The 14,643-nt window shown below is 70.3% G+C and carries 13 protein-coding genes; 6 read left to right on the forward strand and 7 right to left on the reverse strand.

The window, feature by feature from the left end:
* Window positions 1-47: 47 nt before the first annotated feature.
* The 3 genes from ACFUO4_RS16765 to ACFUO4_RS16775 form a co-directional block, all read right to left on the reverse strand.
* Entirely contained in the window at window positions 48-710 is a 663-nt protein-coding gene (locus tag ACFUO4_RS16765; protein ID WP_383484970.1) for a family 16 glycoside hydrolase, read from the reverse strand.
* Entirely contained in the window at window positions 707-1,870 is a 1,164-nt protein-coding gene (wecB, locus tag ACFUO4_RS16770) for a non-hydrolyzing UDP-N-acetylglucosamine 2-epimerase (RefSeq protein WP_079309645.1), read from the reverse strand. Before wecB ends, ACFUO4_RS16765 begins: the two co-directional genes overlap by 4 nt.
* 128 nt (window positions 1,871-1,998) lie before the next feature.
* Window positions 1,999-3,243 (reverse strand): glycosyltransferase family 2 protein, encoded by a 1,245-nt coding sequence (locus ACFUO4_RS16775; protein WP_079309646.1) that lies wholly within the window; start codon window positions 3,241-3,243, stop codon window positions 1,999-2,001.
* Between the two features lie 514 nt (window positions 3,244-3,757).
* Here ACFUO4_RS16775 and ACFUO4_RS16780 point away from each other — a divergent pair.
* Window positions 3,758-5,581, forward strand: coding sequence for a DUF2334 domain-containing protein (locus tag ACFUO4_RS16780; RefSeq protein WP_383484974.1), 1,824 nt, complete (start codon window positions 3,758-3,760; stop codon window positions 5,579-5,581).
* Window positions 5,578-6,612 (forward strand): glycoside hydrolase family 113, encoded by a 1,035-nt coding sequence (locus ACFUO4_RS16785; protein WP_383484977.1) that lies wholly within the window; start codon window positions 5,578-5,580, stop codon window positions 6,610-6,612. Before ACFUO4_RS16780 ends, ACFUO4_RS16785 begins: the two co-directional genes overlap by 4 nt.
* Here the strand turns inward: ACFUO4_RS16785 and ACFUO4_RS16790 are convergent.
* On the reverse strand, window positions 6,609-7,523 hold the full coding sequence (locus tag ACFUO4_RS16790; RefSeq protein ID WP_383484980.1) for a chitosanase: 915 nt from the start codon (window positions 7,521-7,523) through the stop codon (window positions 6,609-6,611). The genes ACFUO4_RS16785 and ACFUO4_RS16790 overlap by 4 nt on opposite strands.
* A complete protein-coding gene (locus ACFUO4_RS16795; RefSeq protein ID WP_383484983.1) occupies window positions 7,520-8,443 on the reverse strand; it encodes a rhomboid family intramembrane serine protease in 924 nt (307 codons plus the stop codon). The genes ACFUO4_RS16790 and ACFUO4_RS16795 overlap by 4 nt, the downstream gene beginning before the upstream one ends.
* Before the next feature lie 99 nt (window positions 8,444-8,542).
* On the opposite strand from ACFUO4_RS16795, the gene ACFUO4_RS16800 reads away from it, so the two are divergent.
* Both ACFUO4_RS16800 and ACFUO4_RS16805 read left to right on the forward strand, forming a co-directional pair.
* Window positions 8,543-9,286: a vWA domain-containing protein gene (locus ACFUO4_RS16800; protein ID WP_383485745.1), complete on the forward strand. Its 744-nt coding sequence runs from the start codon at window positions 8,543-8,545 to the stop codon at window positions 9,284-9,286.
* A gap of 92 nt (window positions 9,287-9,378) precedes the next feature.
* The gene (locus ACFUO4_RS16805; protein ID WP_383484985.1) at window positions 9,379-11,028 is read left to right on the forward strand and encodes a cytochrome bc complex cytochrome b subunit; all 1,650 of its coding nucleotides are present in this window, start codon (window positions 9,379-9,381) and stop codon (window positions 11,026-11,028) included.
* Here ACFUO4_RS16805 and ACFUO4_RS16810 read toward each other — a convergent pair.
* Entirely contained in the window at window positions 11,003-12,001 is a 999-nt protein-coding gene (locus tag ACFUO4_RS16810) for an acyl-CoA dehydrogenase family protein (protein ID WP_383484988.1), read from the reverse strand. The two genes, ACFUO4_RS16805 and ACFUO4_RS16810, sit on opposite strands and share 26 nt — an antisense overlap.
* Window positions 12,001-13,140 carry an acyl-CoA dehydrogenase family protein gene (locus ACFUO4_RS16815; RefSeq protein WP_383485748.1) on the reverse strand — a complete coding sequence of 380 codons (1,140 nt, stop codon included), beginning with the start codon at window positions 13,138-13,140 and terminating at the stop codon, window positions 12,001-12,003. The genes ACFUO4_RS16810 and ACFUO4_RS16815 overlap by 1 nt, the downstream gene beginning before the upstream one ends.
* A gap of 59 nt (window positions 13,141-13,199) precedes the next feature.
* On the opposite strand from ACFUO4_RS16815, the gene ACFUO4_RS16820 reads away from it, so the two are divergent.
* The gene (locus ACFUO4_RS16820) at window positions 13,200-13,985 is read left to right on the forward strand and encodes an SDR family oxidoreductase (RefSeq protein ID WP_079309652.1); all 786 of its coding nucleotides are present in this window, start codon (window positions 13,200-13,202) and stop codon (window positions 13,983-13,985) included.
* 15 nt (window positions 13,986-14,000) lie between these two features.
* Window positions 14,001-14,612: a TetR/AcrR family transcriptional regulator gene (locus ACFUO4_RS16825; RefSeq protein ID WP_383484992.1), complete on the forward strand. Its 612-nt coding sequence runs from the start codon at window positions 14,001-14,003 to the stop codon at window positions 14,610-14,612.
* The last annotated feature ends 31 nt before the right edge of the window (window positions 14,613-14,643 follow it).

Here is a 14,643-nt window from a genome sequence, read left to right on the forward strand (position 1 = left end):
CGGAGGACGCCTTCCGGCCTTCCAACGGGAGGACGCCCGCGGGTCTTTCAGCCGGACGACGCCTCCAGGCCCTCGAACTCCACCGTCGCGTCCTCCGAGTAGGCGCCCACCCGGCCCTGGTCGTACGGGCGTTCGGCGTCCGTGAACGTCACCACCGGAGTGCCGTCGACCGCCACCGACAGCGCCGCCCCGCGCTGCTCGACCCGCACGTCGTACCAAGGACCCACCGGGTACCTCGTCCGTCCCGTCGCCAGGAAGCGCTGACCGCCCGGGTAGGCGGGGTCGCGCTTGCCGAGCTCCCAGCCGTTCGGCTTGAGGGTGATGTAGTAGAAGTGCTCCGGGTCGGTGTACGCCCAGACCAGCCACGGCACTTCCCACGGGTTCGGCTTCGGTGAGCGCAGCTGCTTCAGCGTCCGCATCCGGGCCTCGTAGCGCACGTCCGTGTAGACGCCCGTGCTCACCACCAGACCGGCGTGGGTGGTGCCCGGGTCCTCGGCGGCCATGGGGGAGAGGGTGAGCGAGGAGTCGTCGCCGTGGTTGGCGCCCATGCCGTTGAACACCGACAGCCAGCGGCCGTGGGTGGTGCCGTCGATCCAGGGCTTGGGGGGCGGGGCGTCGTCGCTCTGGCACTGGCTCACGGTGATCGCGACGAGCGCGGCGAGGGTGAGAGCCAGTGCCAGTCCGGTGACGCGGCGGCCCCTGCGTGTCATGCCGTCGAGTATGGCCCGGACGCCGTCAGCCCGACCGGGACATCGGCGGCGAAGTCCTCGGCCAGCTGACCCAGGATGCGGCGCGCGGCCTCGCCGTCGCCGAAGGGATTGCCGGCCGTCGCCATCCGCCGGTACTCCGCGGGGTCGTCCAGGAGTCGTTCCGCCCAGGTCACGATGGCGTCCGGGTCGGTGCCGACGAGCCGGGCCGCGCCGGCCTCCACCGCCTCGGGCCGCTCGGTCGTCGTCCGCAGCACCAGCGAGGGCTTGGCGAGGCTCGGGGCCTCCTCCTGGATGCCGCCGGAGTCGGTGAGCACGAGGTCGCACTCGGCCAGCGTCGCCGCGAAGTCCAGGTAGCCGAGCGGCTCGACGAGTTCGACGCCCTGCTGGCCTTCGAGTTCGGGCAGCAGCGCCTCCCGTACGGCCGGACTCTTGTGCAGCGGCAGCACGATCTCCACGTCCCCGCGCCGCGCGAGCCGGGTCAGCGCCCGCCCCATGCCCCGCATCCGCTCGCCCTGGTTCTCCCGGCGGTGCAGGGTGACCAGGATGCGCTTGGCGTCGGTGCGGAACGCTGAGGTGCCGTTGCCCTCGGCCAGTACCCACAGCAGGTTGTCGATGACGGTGTTGCCGGTGGTGAACACCTGCTCGTCCGGGACGCCCTCGTCGGTGAGGTGCCGGGCGGCGGCCGGGGTCGGGGCGAAGTGCCAGCGGGCGATCCGGCCGATGAGGCTGCGGTTGAGCTCCTCCGGGAACGGGTTGTCGATGACGCCGGTGCGCAGGCCCGCCTCGACATGGGCGACCGGGATCTTCTCGTAGAAGGCGGCCAGCGCACCCGCCAGCGCGGTGGTGGTGTCCCCCTGCACCACCACCAGGTCCGGCCGCTGCTCCCGCAGCACCGTGCCGAGCTCCCGGACCAGCCGGGCGGTCAGGTCGGAGAGCTGCTGCCGGGTGCGCATCACGTCGAGGGCGATACGGACGTCGACGCCCAGCATGCCGAGCATCTGGTGGAGCATCTCGCGGTGCTGGCCGGTGGTGACGACGACCGGCTCGAACTGCGGGCCGGCGGCCATCGCGCGTGCCACGGGCGCCAGTTTGATCGCTTCCGGCCGGGTGCCGAGCACCAGCATGGCGTGCACGGGCAGGGTTGTCGCAGGTGTGGACATGGGTGGTGCCCCCCTTGGGCATGCGTGATCGGCGCAGCGATCACGTGAGGGTGATGAGCGGTGAGGCGAGGACCCGCGCCGGGACCCGGCGCGGCCTGAATGTCCTCGGTCGAGCGGTACGGAAGTCGTCAGGTGCGTGCCGTCTTCAGCCAGCCCCGCTGGCCGGTGAGCATCCGCCAGAAGCCCCACCAGCCGGCCGCGAACCAGATGTAGCCGTAGAAGACGAAGACATGGGCGAGCAGGACCGACCGCACCAGGCCCAGCTCGCGCTCCCGCTTGGCGTACACGTAGCCGTACGCGTAGGCGGCCGTGAACGACAGCAGATACGGGCCGAACAGCCACATGGGCGAGACCAGCGGGTGTCCGACCTGCAGGGAGGCCACGGTGGTGGCGCCGACGGCGACGAGGAAGGACAGCGGCAGCAGCGAGGTGAGCAGGATCAGCACCGGGCTGGAGAGGTGGTAGAGCAGGTCGACCGCGGCTTTCGTGGGGACGTCCCTGAGGATGAGCGGGACGAGTCCGGCGGACTGCAGATGGCCCTGGAACCAGCGGGATCGCTGGCGGATCAGGCGCCGCAGGCTGAGCACGGCCTGCTGGGAGACCGCGGCGGTGGTGCAGTGCTGGTTGGTCCAGCCCTTGGCGATCAGCCGTACGCCGAGGTCGAGGTCCTCGGTGAGGCTGTCGCTCCACGGGCCGTCGCCGTCCAGGGTGTCGAGCGCCGACAGCCGCATGAACTGCCCGTTGCCGCCCATGCCGACGCTGCCGATGTAGCGGCGGGCGCTCTGGAAGACGTCGCCGTAGACGACGAACTCCATGTCCTGCATGCGGGCGAGCAGCCCGAGGTGCCGGTTGTACATCCGGACGCAGACCTGGACCGCGCCGGTGCGCGGGTCGTCGAAGTACGGGTCGACCGACTGCACGACATGCGGATCGAGCCGTCCGTCGGCGTCGACCACGCACAGGACCACGTCCGCCGGGTCGTGGCCGGCGAGCAGGCCGGACGCGCGCAGATGGCGGACCCCGTCGTTGAGGGCGGCCCCCTTGCCCTTGCGGCAGTTGGGCGGGGTACGCCGGTGCACGCGGACCAGGCTCGGATCGGCGGCCCGGGCGATCTGGAAGGTGCGGTCGTCGGAGCCGTCGTCGATGACCAGCGCCATGAAATTCCGGGCGGGCAGCGAAGTGATCCGCGCCAAGCTTTCAGAAAGCACTTTCTCCTCGTTGAGGCAGGCGAGAAGAAATACGTAGAGCCGATCTCTCCGGTCGGTCCGGGAGCGGCGAATTCTGCGCCTCGACAACAGAAAGAGACTCGTGTTGTAGCACCCGGCCATAATGATCAGAGTGATGCTCGACCACAGGAGCAGTTCAGTGATCATGGCCGCTCCCGGCGCCGACCTGTGTCCTTTCGCCGGCCTGCGCCCGCAGGGCCTGGCGGCGCAGTCTTGTCCGGGCCAGCAATATCAGGCAGGCGGTCAGGCAATAGAACAGAAATCCGGCCCCCGCCGTCGCCTGTAGCGCTTTGGCCAAAGGTAGCCCTGGTACAGCTTCTGGCGCGGCCATCGCCCCTGCCAGGGGCAACAGGGCCCCCAGGGCGGGTCGTCCGTACATTCTCCCCCCACATTTCGCAGCGCGTCCCCATCGCGCCGAGGTGAACGTAGCAGACGCCGAGGGCGGGTCAGAAGACTATTCGAAAAAAGGACAAGTCCGATCTTCCGGTAGGATCTCCTGGCGCTCGGGAATTCACCCTTCGGTCCATTGACACCGTTCCTGCCGGTCCGAAGAATCAGTGACTTCCCATTGGAAAAACCTTTGCCAAGAAAAGGCAAAGTGGGGGGAAAGATCGTGAGACCGTTGATCCGTCCTCGGCGACGAGGAATCTCGAAGTTTTCCGTGCTCCTGCTGCTGATCGCCGCCCTGTTGAGCGGCACTTTCCTGGCCGCCGGCGCGCAGGCCGCGCCAAAAGGTCATGGACATGGCCATGAAAACACCGGCGGGAAATCCGGACTGAATCGCGTCGACCTCAAGGGCTGGGCGAAGGCCCAACTCAAGGCCGACGACGCCCGCCGCGCCAGGGCCCGGGCGAAGACCTCCGCGACCACGCTGTCGACCACCGCGGTCTTCCCGGCCCGCACCGCCACCACCGTGACCCGTCAGGCCGCCCTGCTCCGGGCCGCCGACGCCGAGGTCGCCGCCGCGGCCGACCCGAGCACCCTCGTGCTCTACGACACGGCAGGCCCCTACGGGCAGTTGGGCGAGCTGTACGCCATGGCCGCGGCCAACCTCGCCGGCCACTTCGGCACGGTGACCGCCAAGCCGGTCCAGCAGTACACGGCCGGCCTGGCCGACTCGTACACGGCCGTCATCTACATCGGCTCGACGTACTACTGCTGCGACGTCCCCGACGCCATCCCGGCCGCCTTCTACCAGGACGCCGCCACCACCACCAAGCCCGTGCTGTGGATGGGCGCCAACATCTGGAACATGGCGAACTCGGTGGGCGTAGCCCAGTTCACGCAGAAGTACGGCTGGGACCCGACGACGTCGTACTACGAGGACGGCGGATCGATCGGCACCGTGACGCAGGTGACGTACAAGAACCAGGCCCTGACCCGGAAGATCCCGGCGGGCCAGGACGGCGGAGTGCTGCGCCCCAACGTCCTCACCGGCCCCGGCTATCCCGCCGTCACCCGGCTCGCGGAGGGACTCGACACCTCCAACGGGCACACCTTCGGGTGGGCGGTCCGCTCCTCCAACCTCACCTACATCGGTGAGATCCCGTTCGCGTACGTCTCCGAGAGCGACCGGATCATCGCCCTGGAGGACCTCCTCTTCGACGCCCTCGCCCCGGCCACCGCCGAACGGCACCGCGCGCTGCTGCGCCTGGAGGACATCAGCCCCGACTCGGACCCGGCCGAGCTGCGCGCGACGGCCGACTACCTGAAGTCGCAGAACATCCCGTACGGCATCAACGTGATCCCGGTCTACAAGGACCCCAACGGCACCTACAACAACGGCGTCCCGCAGACGATCACGCTCGCCCAGCGGCCGCAGGTGGTCAGCGCCCTGAAGTACATGCTGGCCAGGGGCGCGGTCCTGATGGACCACGGCTACACGCACCAGTACGGCAACGCCGCCAACCCCTACGACGGCGTCACCGGCGACGACTTCGAGTTCTACCGGGCGCACGTCGACGCCTCGGACAACGTCGTCTACGACGGCCCCGTCGCCGAGGACTCCACCGTCTGGGCGCAGGGGAGGGTGACCAGCGCGCTGGCCGCGTTCGCCGCCGTCGGACTGCCGAAGCCGACGCTGTGGACCACCCCGCACTACGCGGGTTCGGCCACCGACTACAAGGCCATCAGCGCCAACTTCGCCGCCCGCCTGGAGCGTTCGCTGTACTTCTCCGGAACGCTCAGCGGCAACTCCGCCGGACCCAACGTGTTCATCGGCCAGTTCTTCCCGTACGTCGTCAAGGACGTCTACGGCACCAAGGTGCTGCCCGAGAACATCGGCAACTACGAACCGGACGCCTTCAACAACCACCCGCCGAGGCTGCCGGCCGACCTGATCGCCTCGGCCAAGGCCAACCTGGCCGTCCGGGACGGGTTCGCCAGCTTCTTCTACCACCCGTACTACCCGACCCAGCCGCTCAAGGACACGGTCGACGGCATCAAGGCCCTGGGCTACACCTTCGTCAGCCCGACGAGCCTGTGAGGCGGACCACCGCCAGGAGGAGGGTCGTCACCGCGGCAGCGGCGGCGGCCCTCCTCGCCGCCGGCGGCTGCACCACCCCCGGCGTCTCCGACGGCAAGAAGCCCACGCCGCCCCAGCGCGGCATCACCCTGCCTTCCTGGTACCGCACCGACTACGACAGCCCCGCCGCCCCCCGCTACCTCCAGGACATCAAGGCCACCGGCGCCCGCTGGGTCACCTTCACGCCCACCTGGTACCAACGGCTGCGCGGCGACACGGAGATGCACCGCACCGAAGAGACCGCGAGCGACGCGAGCCTGCGCCGGATCGTGCGCCGTGCCCATCGGCTCGGCCTCCAGGTGATGATCAAGCCGCACGTGGACCTGCCCGGCGACGGCGACCGCGCCGAGATCCGCCCCCGCGACCGGGCCGCCTGGTTCACCTCGTACCGCCGCTTCATCACCCACTACGCCGACCTCGCGGCGGACACCGGCGCCGAGCAGTTCGCGGTCGGCACCGAACTCGCCGGGGTCTCCGGCGACCGCGAGGCATGGACCCGCGTCATCGCGGCGGTCCGCGACCGCTACGACGGCACCCTGACCTACGCCGCCAACTACGACGAGTACACGAACGTCCGCTTCTGGAAGCGCCTCGACCTCATCGGCATCGACGCCTACTGGCCGCTCGCGGGGAAGCCCACCACCGACGTCGGCCGGCTGCGCCGCGCCTGGCGGCCGATCACCGAGGAACTCGCCGCGTTCGCCGCACGGTACGACCGGCGCGTGCTGTTCACCGAGGCCGGGTACGTCAGCCAGCGCGGTGCGACCACCGCGCCGTACGCCTGGGACCTCAGCGACCGCACCGGCGACGCCGAACAGGCCGCCGCCTACCGGGCGTTGCTGGAGACCTTCACCGCGCGCCGCTGGTGGGCCGGGGTCTGCTGGTGGATGTGGGACGACTGGCCGGACAGCGGCGAGACACCGGCGAAGCTGGCGTACACGCCGCACGGGAAGCCGGCGGAGGAGGTGCTGCGCGAGGAGTGGGGCGGCTAGCTCACCTTGTACGTCTCCCCGTACACCGCCCAGGTCAACGGTGTCTCCAGCTCCAGCTTCCCTTCGCGCAGGAAGCGGCGCTGGGCGGTGTCGACGCGGGTGGTGTCGATGTCCGCCTTGCGGGTCCTCATCGCGGCCTTGCGGACGTCGAGGAAGGCGTCCAGGTAGGCCTCCTCGGAGCCGCCCTCGGAGGGCAGGTCGGCCTTCTTCATGGCGTTCTCGCGCAGGCCGTAGAAGCTGGTGGCGTTGGCGCCGGGACCGTGGAAGACCATGGCGTCGTAGTAGATGAACTGGCCCAGCGCGCCCAGGCCGTCGAGCTTGGCGAGGCGGACGGCGGGGTCGAAGTAGACGCGGTCGCGCTCGGCGTCCTGGGCCTCGCGGAACGCCTCGACCTTCGCCTCCGCCTTCCAGGCTTCCGTGAAACCGGGGTCCAGGCCTTCGTGGGAGTCCGTGCCGTCGACCTCGCGCAGGGCCGGGAGGTAGCGGGCGAGGCCGTTGTCCGGGTGGTCCTTCGTGTAGCGCTCGACCAGGGTGAGCAGGTCGTGGGTGCCGGTGCAGAAGCCGATGATGCCGGCCGTGTAGCCCTGGCCGTCGCCGATGTCCTCGATGTAGGCGTAGGCCGTGCGCCAGTCGAGGGTGGAGTTCTCGGCGCTGGCCACGATCTGCTGGGCCAGTTCCTTCTTGGCGGGGGCGGCGAGGCCCGGCGGGAGGGCGGCGATCGCCTTGTCGTCGGCCGAACGTTTCTCCTCGGCGCGGCTCCTGGCCGCCTCGGCGTCCTCGCCGACGGCCGACTGCGAGGTGGTGCCGGGCTCCTCCGAGGACTCCGACGAGTCCGAGGGGGACAGGAAGAAGATCCCCGCCGCGATGGCGACGGGCACGGCCGCGAGCAGCGGCACACCGATACGTCTCACCGGGTCAGCTCCGAGACGCGCACGAGCGTCAGGACCACGAGCAGCGCCAGCAGCGCCACGCAGGCGGTCGCCTGGATCAGGGCGCGCCGCGGTCCGCGGGGGGCGTACGCGTAGGCGAGCGTCACCGCGGCGCCGGTGAGCAGTCCGCCGAGGTGGCCCTGCCAGGATGTGATGAAGGCCGATCCGACCAGCCAGACCAGCATGTACGCCATGAAGCGGTTCACGCCGCTCATGTTCGAGCCCGCGCGGCGGGCCAGCACGTAGTAGGCCCCCACGAGGCCGAAGATCGCGCCCGAAGCGCCCAGCGTCTCGGTGCCGGGTTCGGCAAGCCATGCCACGGTGACGGAACTGCCGACCGTCGCGAGGAGGTACAGCCCGAGATACCGGACCCGTCCCAGCACCGGCTCCACCACCCGGCCCAGCGTCCACAGCGAGAGCATGTTCATCACGATGTGCAGCAGCCCGAAGGGCAGATCGGTCGGCTGTGCGTGCAGGAAGCCGCTGGTCACCAGGCGCTCCCACTGCCCGGCGACCAGGCCCACGGCGTGGAAGTCGGACGGGTAGGAGGACTGGTAGACGTAGTGGCCGCCGTCCGAGCCGTCGAGGCCCGCGGTGAGCATCACGAAACGGTCGACGATCGCCGGGCGGACCACCTCGCCGACGTACGCGAGCACGTTCAGGCCGATCAGTACGTACGTCACCAGCGGCACCGCCGACACCCGCCCGCCGACGACCGTGCGGGCCTGCCGGACCGACTTGGCGCCCTCCTTCACGCACTCCACGCAGTGGTGACCGACCGCGGCCTCGCGCATGCAGTCCGGGCATATGTACCGGTCACAGCGGGTGCAGCGGACATGGGACTCCACCTTGGGGTGGCGGAAGCAGGTGGTGACGGCGGACTCGGTGGCCTCGGGTTCCACGGCCGGCTCCTCGGGAGATGGGACGATCTGTGAGCCGGTGGGGTCGGCGGCGAACAAAAATAGCCAATGCCCGTGAAGAGAGAGACGGTGGGGGAACGAATGGCGGCGATCAGCCTCAGCAAGGTCGAGGAGAAGGCACCCGCGCTGGTGAGCCTGTACAAGAGCGCCGGGGTCTCGCTGACGAAGCACGGGCTGGACGGCCTGCGGGCCGCCGTCTACCTCGTCGTCGACTACTCCGGCTCGATGAAGCCGTACTACCAGGACGGCAGCGTCCAGGCGCTCGCCGACCGGGTGCTGGGCCTGTCCGCGCACCTCGACGACGACGGCAGTGTCCCGGTCGTCTTCTTCTCGACGGACGTCGACGCCGAGACCGAGATCGCCCTCGCCGACCACGAGGGGCGCATCGACCGGATCGTGGCCGGGCTCGGGCACATGGGCAAGACCAGCTACCACCTGGCGATGGACGCGGTCATCGACCACTACCTCGACAGCGGTTCCAGGGAACCGGCCCTCGTCGTCTTCCAGACCGACGGCGGCCCGATCAACAAGCTCGCCGCGGAACGGTACTTGTGCAAGGCCGCCAGGCTGCCGCTGTTCTGGCAGTTCATCGGGTTCGGGGACGCCAAGAGCAAGCAGTTCGACTATCTCCGCAAGCTCGACGAGCTGTCCGTCCCGGACAAGCGGGTGGTCGACAACGCCGGTTTCTTCCATGCCGGTTCGGAGCCGCGGAAGGTGTCCGACGCCGAGCTGTACGACCAGCTGGTCGGCGAGTTCCCGAAGTGGCTGGTGGCCGCGCGGGCGCAGGGGATCATTCCGGCGGGAGGACGAACCACGCGTCCCTGAGGGCTTGTTCGCGGGCACGAGGTTGCTCGCCCCGTTGGCTTAGCCGTACGGCCGTGCCACCCTGAGGTTGATCCGACGGGAGGCGACGACGTATGGACGGCGCGCGATCGGTGAACGGACGGGCCGGCTCCCGGAGTTCGGGGCCGCCCGGCAGCGGCGAGAAGCTCGCCGACTGGGCGGACGGGCGGCTCGGTCTGTACGGGCTGGCCAAGACCAACATGCGCAAGCTGTTCCCGGACCATCCGTCCTTCATGCTGGGCGAGATCTGCCTCTACAGCTTCATCGTCATCATCCTGACCGGCATCTATCTCACCCTGTTCTTCGAGCCGAGCGGCGTCGAGGTCGTCTACCACGGCCCCTACGAGCCCCTCAACGGGGTCGTGATGACCCGGGCGTTCGAGTCCACGCTCGACATCAGCTTCGAGGTGCGCGGCGGGCTGCTGATCCGGCAGATCCACCACTGGGCGGCGCTGGTCTTCGTCACCGGCATGCTCGTGCACATGATGCGGGTGTTCTTCACCGGCGCCTTCCGCAAGCCGCGCGAGGTCAACTGGGTGTTCGGCTGGACCCTGTTGATGCTCGGCATCATCACCGGCCTCACCGGCTACTCGCTCCCCGACGACCTGCTGTCCGGCACCGGCATCCGCTTCGCGCAGGGCGCCATCCTGTCGGTGCCGATCGTCGGCACGTATCTGTCGTTCTTCCTGTTCGGTGGGGAGTTCCCGGGGCACGACATCATCTCGCGGCTGTTCCCCATCCACGTCCTGCTGCTGCCCGGGATCATGCTGGGCCTGGTGACCGCGCATCTGATCCTGGTCTTCTACCACAAGCACACCCAGTACCCGGGGCCCGGCAAGGACGAGAAGACGGTCGTCGGCATGCCGCTGATGCCCGTCTACACCGCGAAGGCCGGCGGGTTCTTCTTCCTCGTCTTCGGCATGCTGGCCTTCATGGGCGGCATCGCCCAGATCAACCCCGTGTGGGCCTTCGGGCCGTACCGTCCCGACCTCGTCACCACCGGTGCCCAGCCCGACTGGTACCTCGGCTTCTCCGAGGGGCTGATCCGGGTGATGCCGGGATGGGAGATCAACGCCTGGGGCCACACCCTCCAGTTGGGCGTCTTCATCCCCTTCTCGCTCTTCCCGCTGATCCTGGCCGCCATCGGCGCCTATCCGTTCATCGAGGCCTGGATCACCGGTGACAAGCGCGAGCACCACATCCTGGACCGGCCGCGCAACGTCCCCGTCCGCACCGGCCTCGGTGTGGCCTGGCTGAGCCTGCACGCGGTGCTGCTGATCGGCGGCGGCAACGACGTCGTGGCCACGCATCTGCATCTGTCCATCAACGCGATCACCTGGTTCGTACGGATCGCCGTCTTCGTGGTGCCGGTGCTCGCCTTCGTCGTCACCAAGCGGGTCTGTCTCGGGCTCCAGCGCCGGGACCGGGACAAGGTGCTGCACGGCAGGGAGTCCGGCGTCATCAAGCGGCTGCCGCACGGCGAGTACGTCGAGGTCCACGAGCCGCTCGGGCAGGCGCAGTTGCACACCCTCACCCAGCACGAGCAGAACGGCCACTACGAGATCGGCCCGCTCGTCGACGCCAACGGGGTGCGCCGCCCGGTCAGCGCCTCCATGCGGGTGCGGGCGCGGCTGGCGCGCGTGATGTTCGGGCCGGAGACGCAGATCCCGAAGCCGACGGTGGAGGAGTACCGGCAGATCACGAGCGGCGACCACCAGCACTGAGGACGGTGTCGCGGCACTCCTGGGGGCTGCCCCAGGCCGTGCGCAGGGCGCGGGCCTTGGTCAGCCACAGGGACAGGTTGTATTCCGCCGTGTAGCCGATTGCGCCGTGCAGTTGGAGGGCGGTGCGCGCGGTGGCGTACGCCGCCTCGCCCGCCGTGACCTTGGCGGCGGCGACGTCGGCCGGGTCCAGGGTGACGGCGGCGGCCAGCACCAGGGGCCGGGCGAACTCCAACGCGGTCTTCACGTCGGCGAGTTGGTGCTTGACGGCCTGGAACGAGCCGACGGGGGTGCCGAACTGGGTGCGCTGCCCGACGTAGGCGACGGTCCGGTCGAGAAGGGCGAGGCCGACGCCGAGGGCCTGCGCTGCGGTGGCGAGGCGGGCCAGGAGGAGGGCTTTCGCGAGGGGCGGCTCGGCGGTGAGGAGGTCGCCGGGGGCGAGGGTCGTCAGCCGCCGGGCCGGGTCGAGGGACGGGCGCACCGGGCCGCGGCCGGCGGCGGCGTACAGGCCGTCGGGGGTGAGGACGAGACGGAGGTCGGCCGCGTCGCCGTCGAGCGCGTACGGGCCGTCGGGGGTGGGCACGGGACGCAGGTCGGCGGCGCCGTCGAGGGCGTACGGGCCGTCGTATGCCACCGTCGCCAGGGTCTCTCCCGACACGAGCCGCTTGACGAGGTCGGGAGCGGGCAGCAGGACGGCGGCGGCCACCGTCTCGACGAGCGGGCCGGGGACGACATGGCGACCCAACGCCAGGAAAGCCAGGGCGAGTTCGACCGGACGGACGCCGACACCGTCGTACTCCTCCGGGGCGGCCAGCGCGAACACGCCGGCCGCCGCGAGCCGGCCCCACAGGGCGCGCCCGCTCCCGTGCTCACCGCGACTCCACTCCCGTACGACGGACGGGGTGTCCGCGCCGGTCAGCAACGCCTCCAACGAGGCGGTGAACGCCCGCTGTTCGGCGTCGAGCACGAGCCGCATCAGCGTCGCCCCTTCGGCAGGCCCAGCAGGCGCTCGGCGATGATGTCCCGCTGGATCTCGTTCGTCCCCGCGTAGATGGGGCCGGCCAGGGCGAAGACGTACCGCTCCGCCCATTCGGAGTCCGCCAGCTCGCCCTCCGTTCCCAGCAGATCGAGGGCGGTCTCGGTGAGCGCGATGTCGTACTCGGACCAGAAGACCTTGTTCAGGCTGGACTCCGGGCCGAGGGACGCGCCGTCGAGGAAGCGGGAGGCGGCGGCGTACGTGAACACCTGGTAGGCGCGGGCGCCGATCAGGGCGTCGGCGACCCGGGACCTCATGGCGTCCGGGCTGCCCCGGTCGCGCCACAGGGCGTGCAGCCGGTCCGCCGCCGCCAGATAGCGGCCGGGGGAGCGGAGCGTGAGCCCGCGTTCGTTGCCCGTCGCCGCCATCGCGATCCGCCAGCCCTGACCCGGCTCCCCGATCACGTCCGCGTCCGGCACGAACACCTCGTCCAGGAACAGCTCGGCGAACGCCGGCTTGCCGTCGAGGCGGGCGATCGGACGGACCGTGACACCGGGCGCCCGCAGGTCGAACATCAGGTACGTCAGGCCCTGATGGGGCTTCGCGGCGTCCGGGTCGCTGCGGAACAGGCCGAAGGCGCGGTCCGCGAACGCGGCCCGGGACGACCACGTCTTCTGTCCGCTCAGCAGCCAACCCCCGTCCGTGCGCACCGCCTTGGAGCGCAGCGACGCCAGATCCGAACCCGCCTCCGGCTCGGACCACGCCTGCGCCCAGACCACCTCGCCACGGGCCATCGGCGGCAGCACCCGCGCCCGCTGCTCCGGCGTGCCGTGGTCGAAGAGGGTCGGCGCGAGCAGGCTGATCCCGTTCTGCCCGACCCGGCCCGGCGCGCCCGCCGCCCAGTACTCCTCCTCGAACAGCAGCCAGCGCACCAGCCCCGCGTCCCGCCCGCCGTACGCCGCCGGCCAGTCGACGACCGACCAGCGGTCCGCGGCCAGTTCGGCCTCCCACGCGCGGTGGGCGGCGAAGCCCTCCGCCGTCTCCAGGGACGGGAGCGGCTCGGACGGCACATGGCTCGTCAGCCAGGCGCGGGCCTCCGCCCGGAAGGCGACCTCTTCCTCGGTGAAGGCGAGATCCATCGGCTCCAGCCCTTCGACCACGCTTCCCTAACAAGTGTTTGGTAGGTTAGCGTGCCCCCATGACAGGCGTCGAGAGTCCGGTGTACGAGCCGGGGCACGGGCTGCTGAAGGGCCGCACCGCCGTCATCACCGCCGCGGCCGGTGCCGGGATCGGCGGGGCGACCGCGCGGCGCTTCCTGGAGGAGGGCGCGCGCGTGCTGGTCAGCGACGCGCATGTGCGCCGGCTCAAGGAGTACGAGGCCGAGCTGGCCCGCGACTTCCCGGGCGCGGTGACGGCCCTGCCGTGCGATGTCACCGACGAGACGCAGGTGACGGCGTTGTTCGAGGCCGCGGTGCGGGAGCACGGACGGCTCGACGTGGTCGTCAACAACGCCGGCCTCGGCGGGACTTCGGACCTCGCCGACATGAGCGACGAGCAGTGGACACGGGTGCTCGACGTGACGCTGAACGGGACCTTCCGGTGCACGCGGGCAGCGCTCCGGCGCATGCGGGAGACCCGCAGCGGTGTCATCGTCAACAACTCCTCCGTCGTCGGCTGGCGCGCCCAGGCCGGGCAGGCGCACTACGCCGCCGCGAAGGCCGGGGTCATGGCACTGACCCGGTGCGCGGCGATCGAGGCAGCCGGGTTCGGGGTGCGTGTCAACGCGGTGGCGCCCAGCCTCGCCATGCACCCGCACCTGGTGAAGGTGACGTCGGCCGAGCTGCTGGAGGAGCTGACCGCGCGGGAGGCGTTCGGGCGGTACGCCGAGCCCTGGGAGGTGGCCAACGTGATCGTGTTCCTGGCGTCGGGCTACTCGTCGTACCTGACGGGCGAGGTCGTCGCCGTCAGCTCTCAGCACGCGTAGGACGACAATGGATCCGTGCCGACCAAGAAGAAGCCCCAGGTGACCGCCGCCCCCGCCCGGCGGCGCGAACTCCTCGACACCGCCGCCGAGGTCTTCGCCGAGCAGGGCTACAACGCCACCACCGTCCGCAAGATCGCGGACCACGCGGGCATGCTCGCGGGCAGCCTCTACTACCACTTCGACTCCAAGGAATCGATGCTGGAGGAGATCCTGCGGACCTTCCTCGACGAGCTCTGGGCGGGCTACGACACCGTCCTGGAGGCCGAGTCGGGCCCGCGCGAGACCCTCGAAGCCCTCGTCACCGAGTCGTTCCGGGAGATCGACCGGCACCGCGCCGCCGTCGCGATCTACCAGAAGGAGAGCAAACAGCTCGTCGCACAGGAGCGGTTCGGCTTCCTCGCCGAGTCGCAGCGCAGGTTCGAGAAGGTGTGGCTGTCCACGCTGGAGCGCGGGGTCGCCGCCCGGGTCTTCCGGGCCGACCTCGACATGCGGCTGACGTACCGCTTCGTGCGCGACACCGTCTGGGTCGCCGCGTCCTGGTACCGGCCCGGCGGACAGCACAGCCCGGAGGAGATCGCCCGGCAGTACCTGACGATGGTGCTGGACGGGGTCGCCGTACGCGAATAACCCCTATCAAATGCCCCTTAGGTCAAGGGAG

The organism is Streptomyces sp. NPDC057280 (genome assembly GCF_042668605.1).
In the GTDB taxonomy this organism is placed as follows: domain Bacteria; phylum Actinomycetota; class Actinomycetes; order Streptomycetales; family Streptomycetaceae; genus Streptomyces.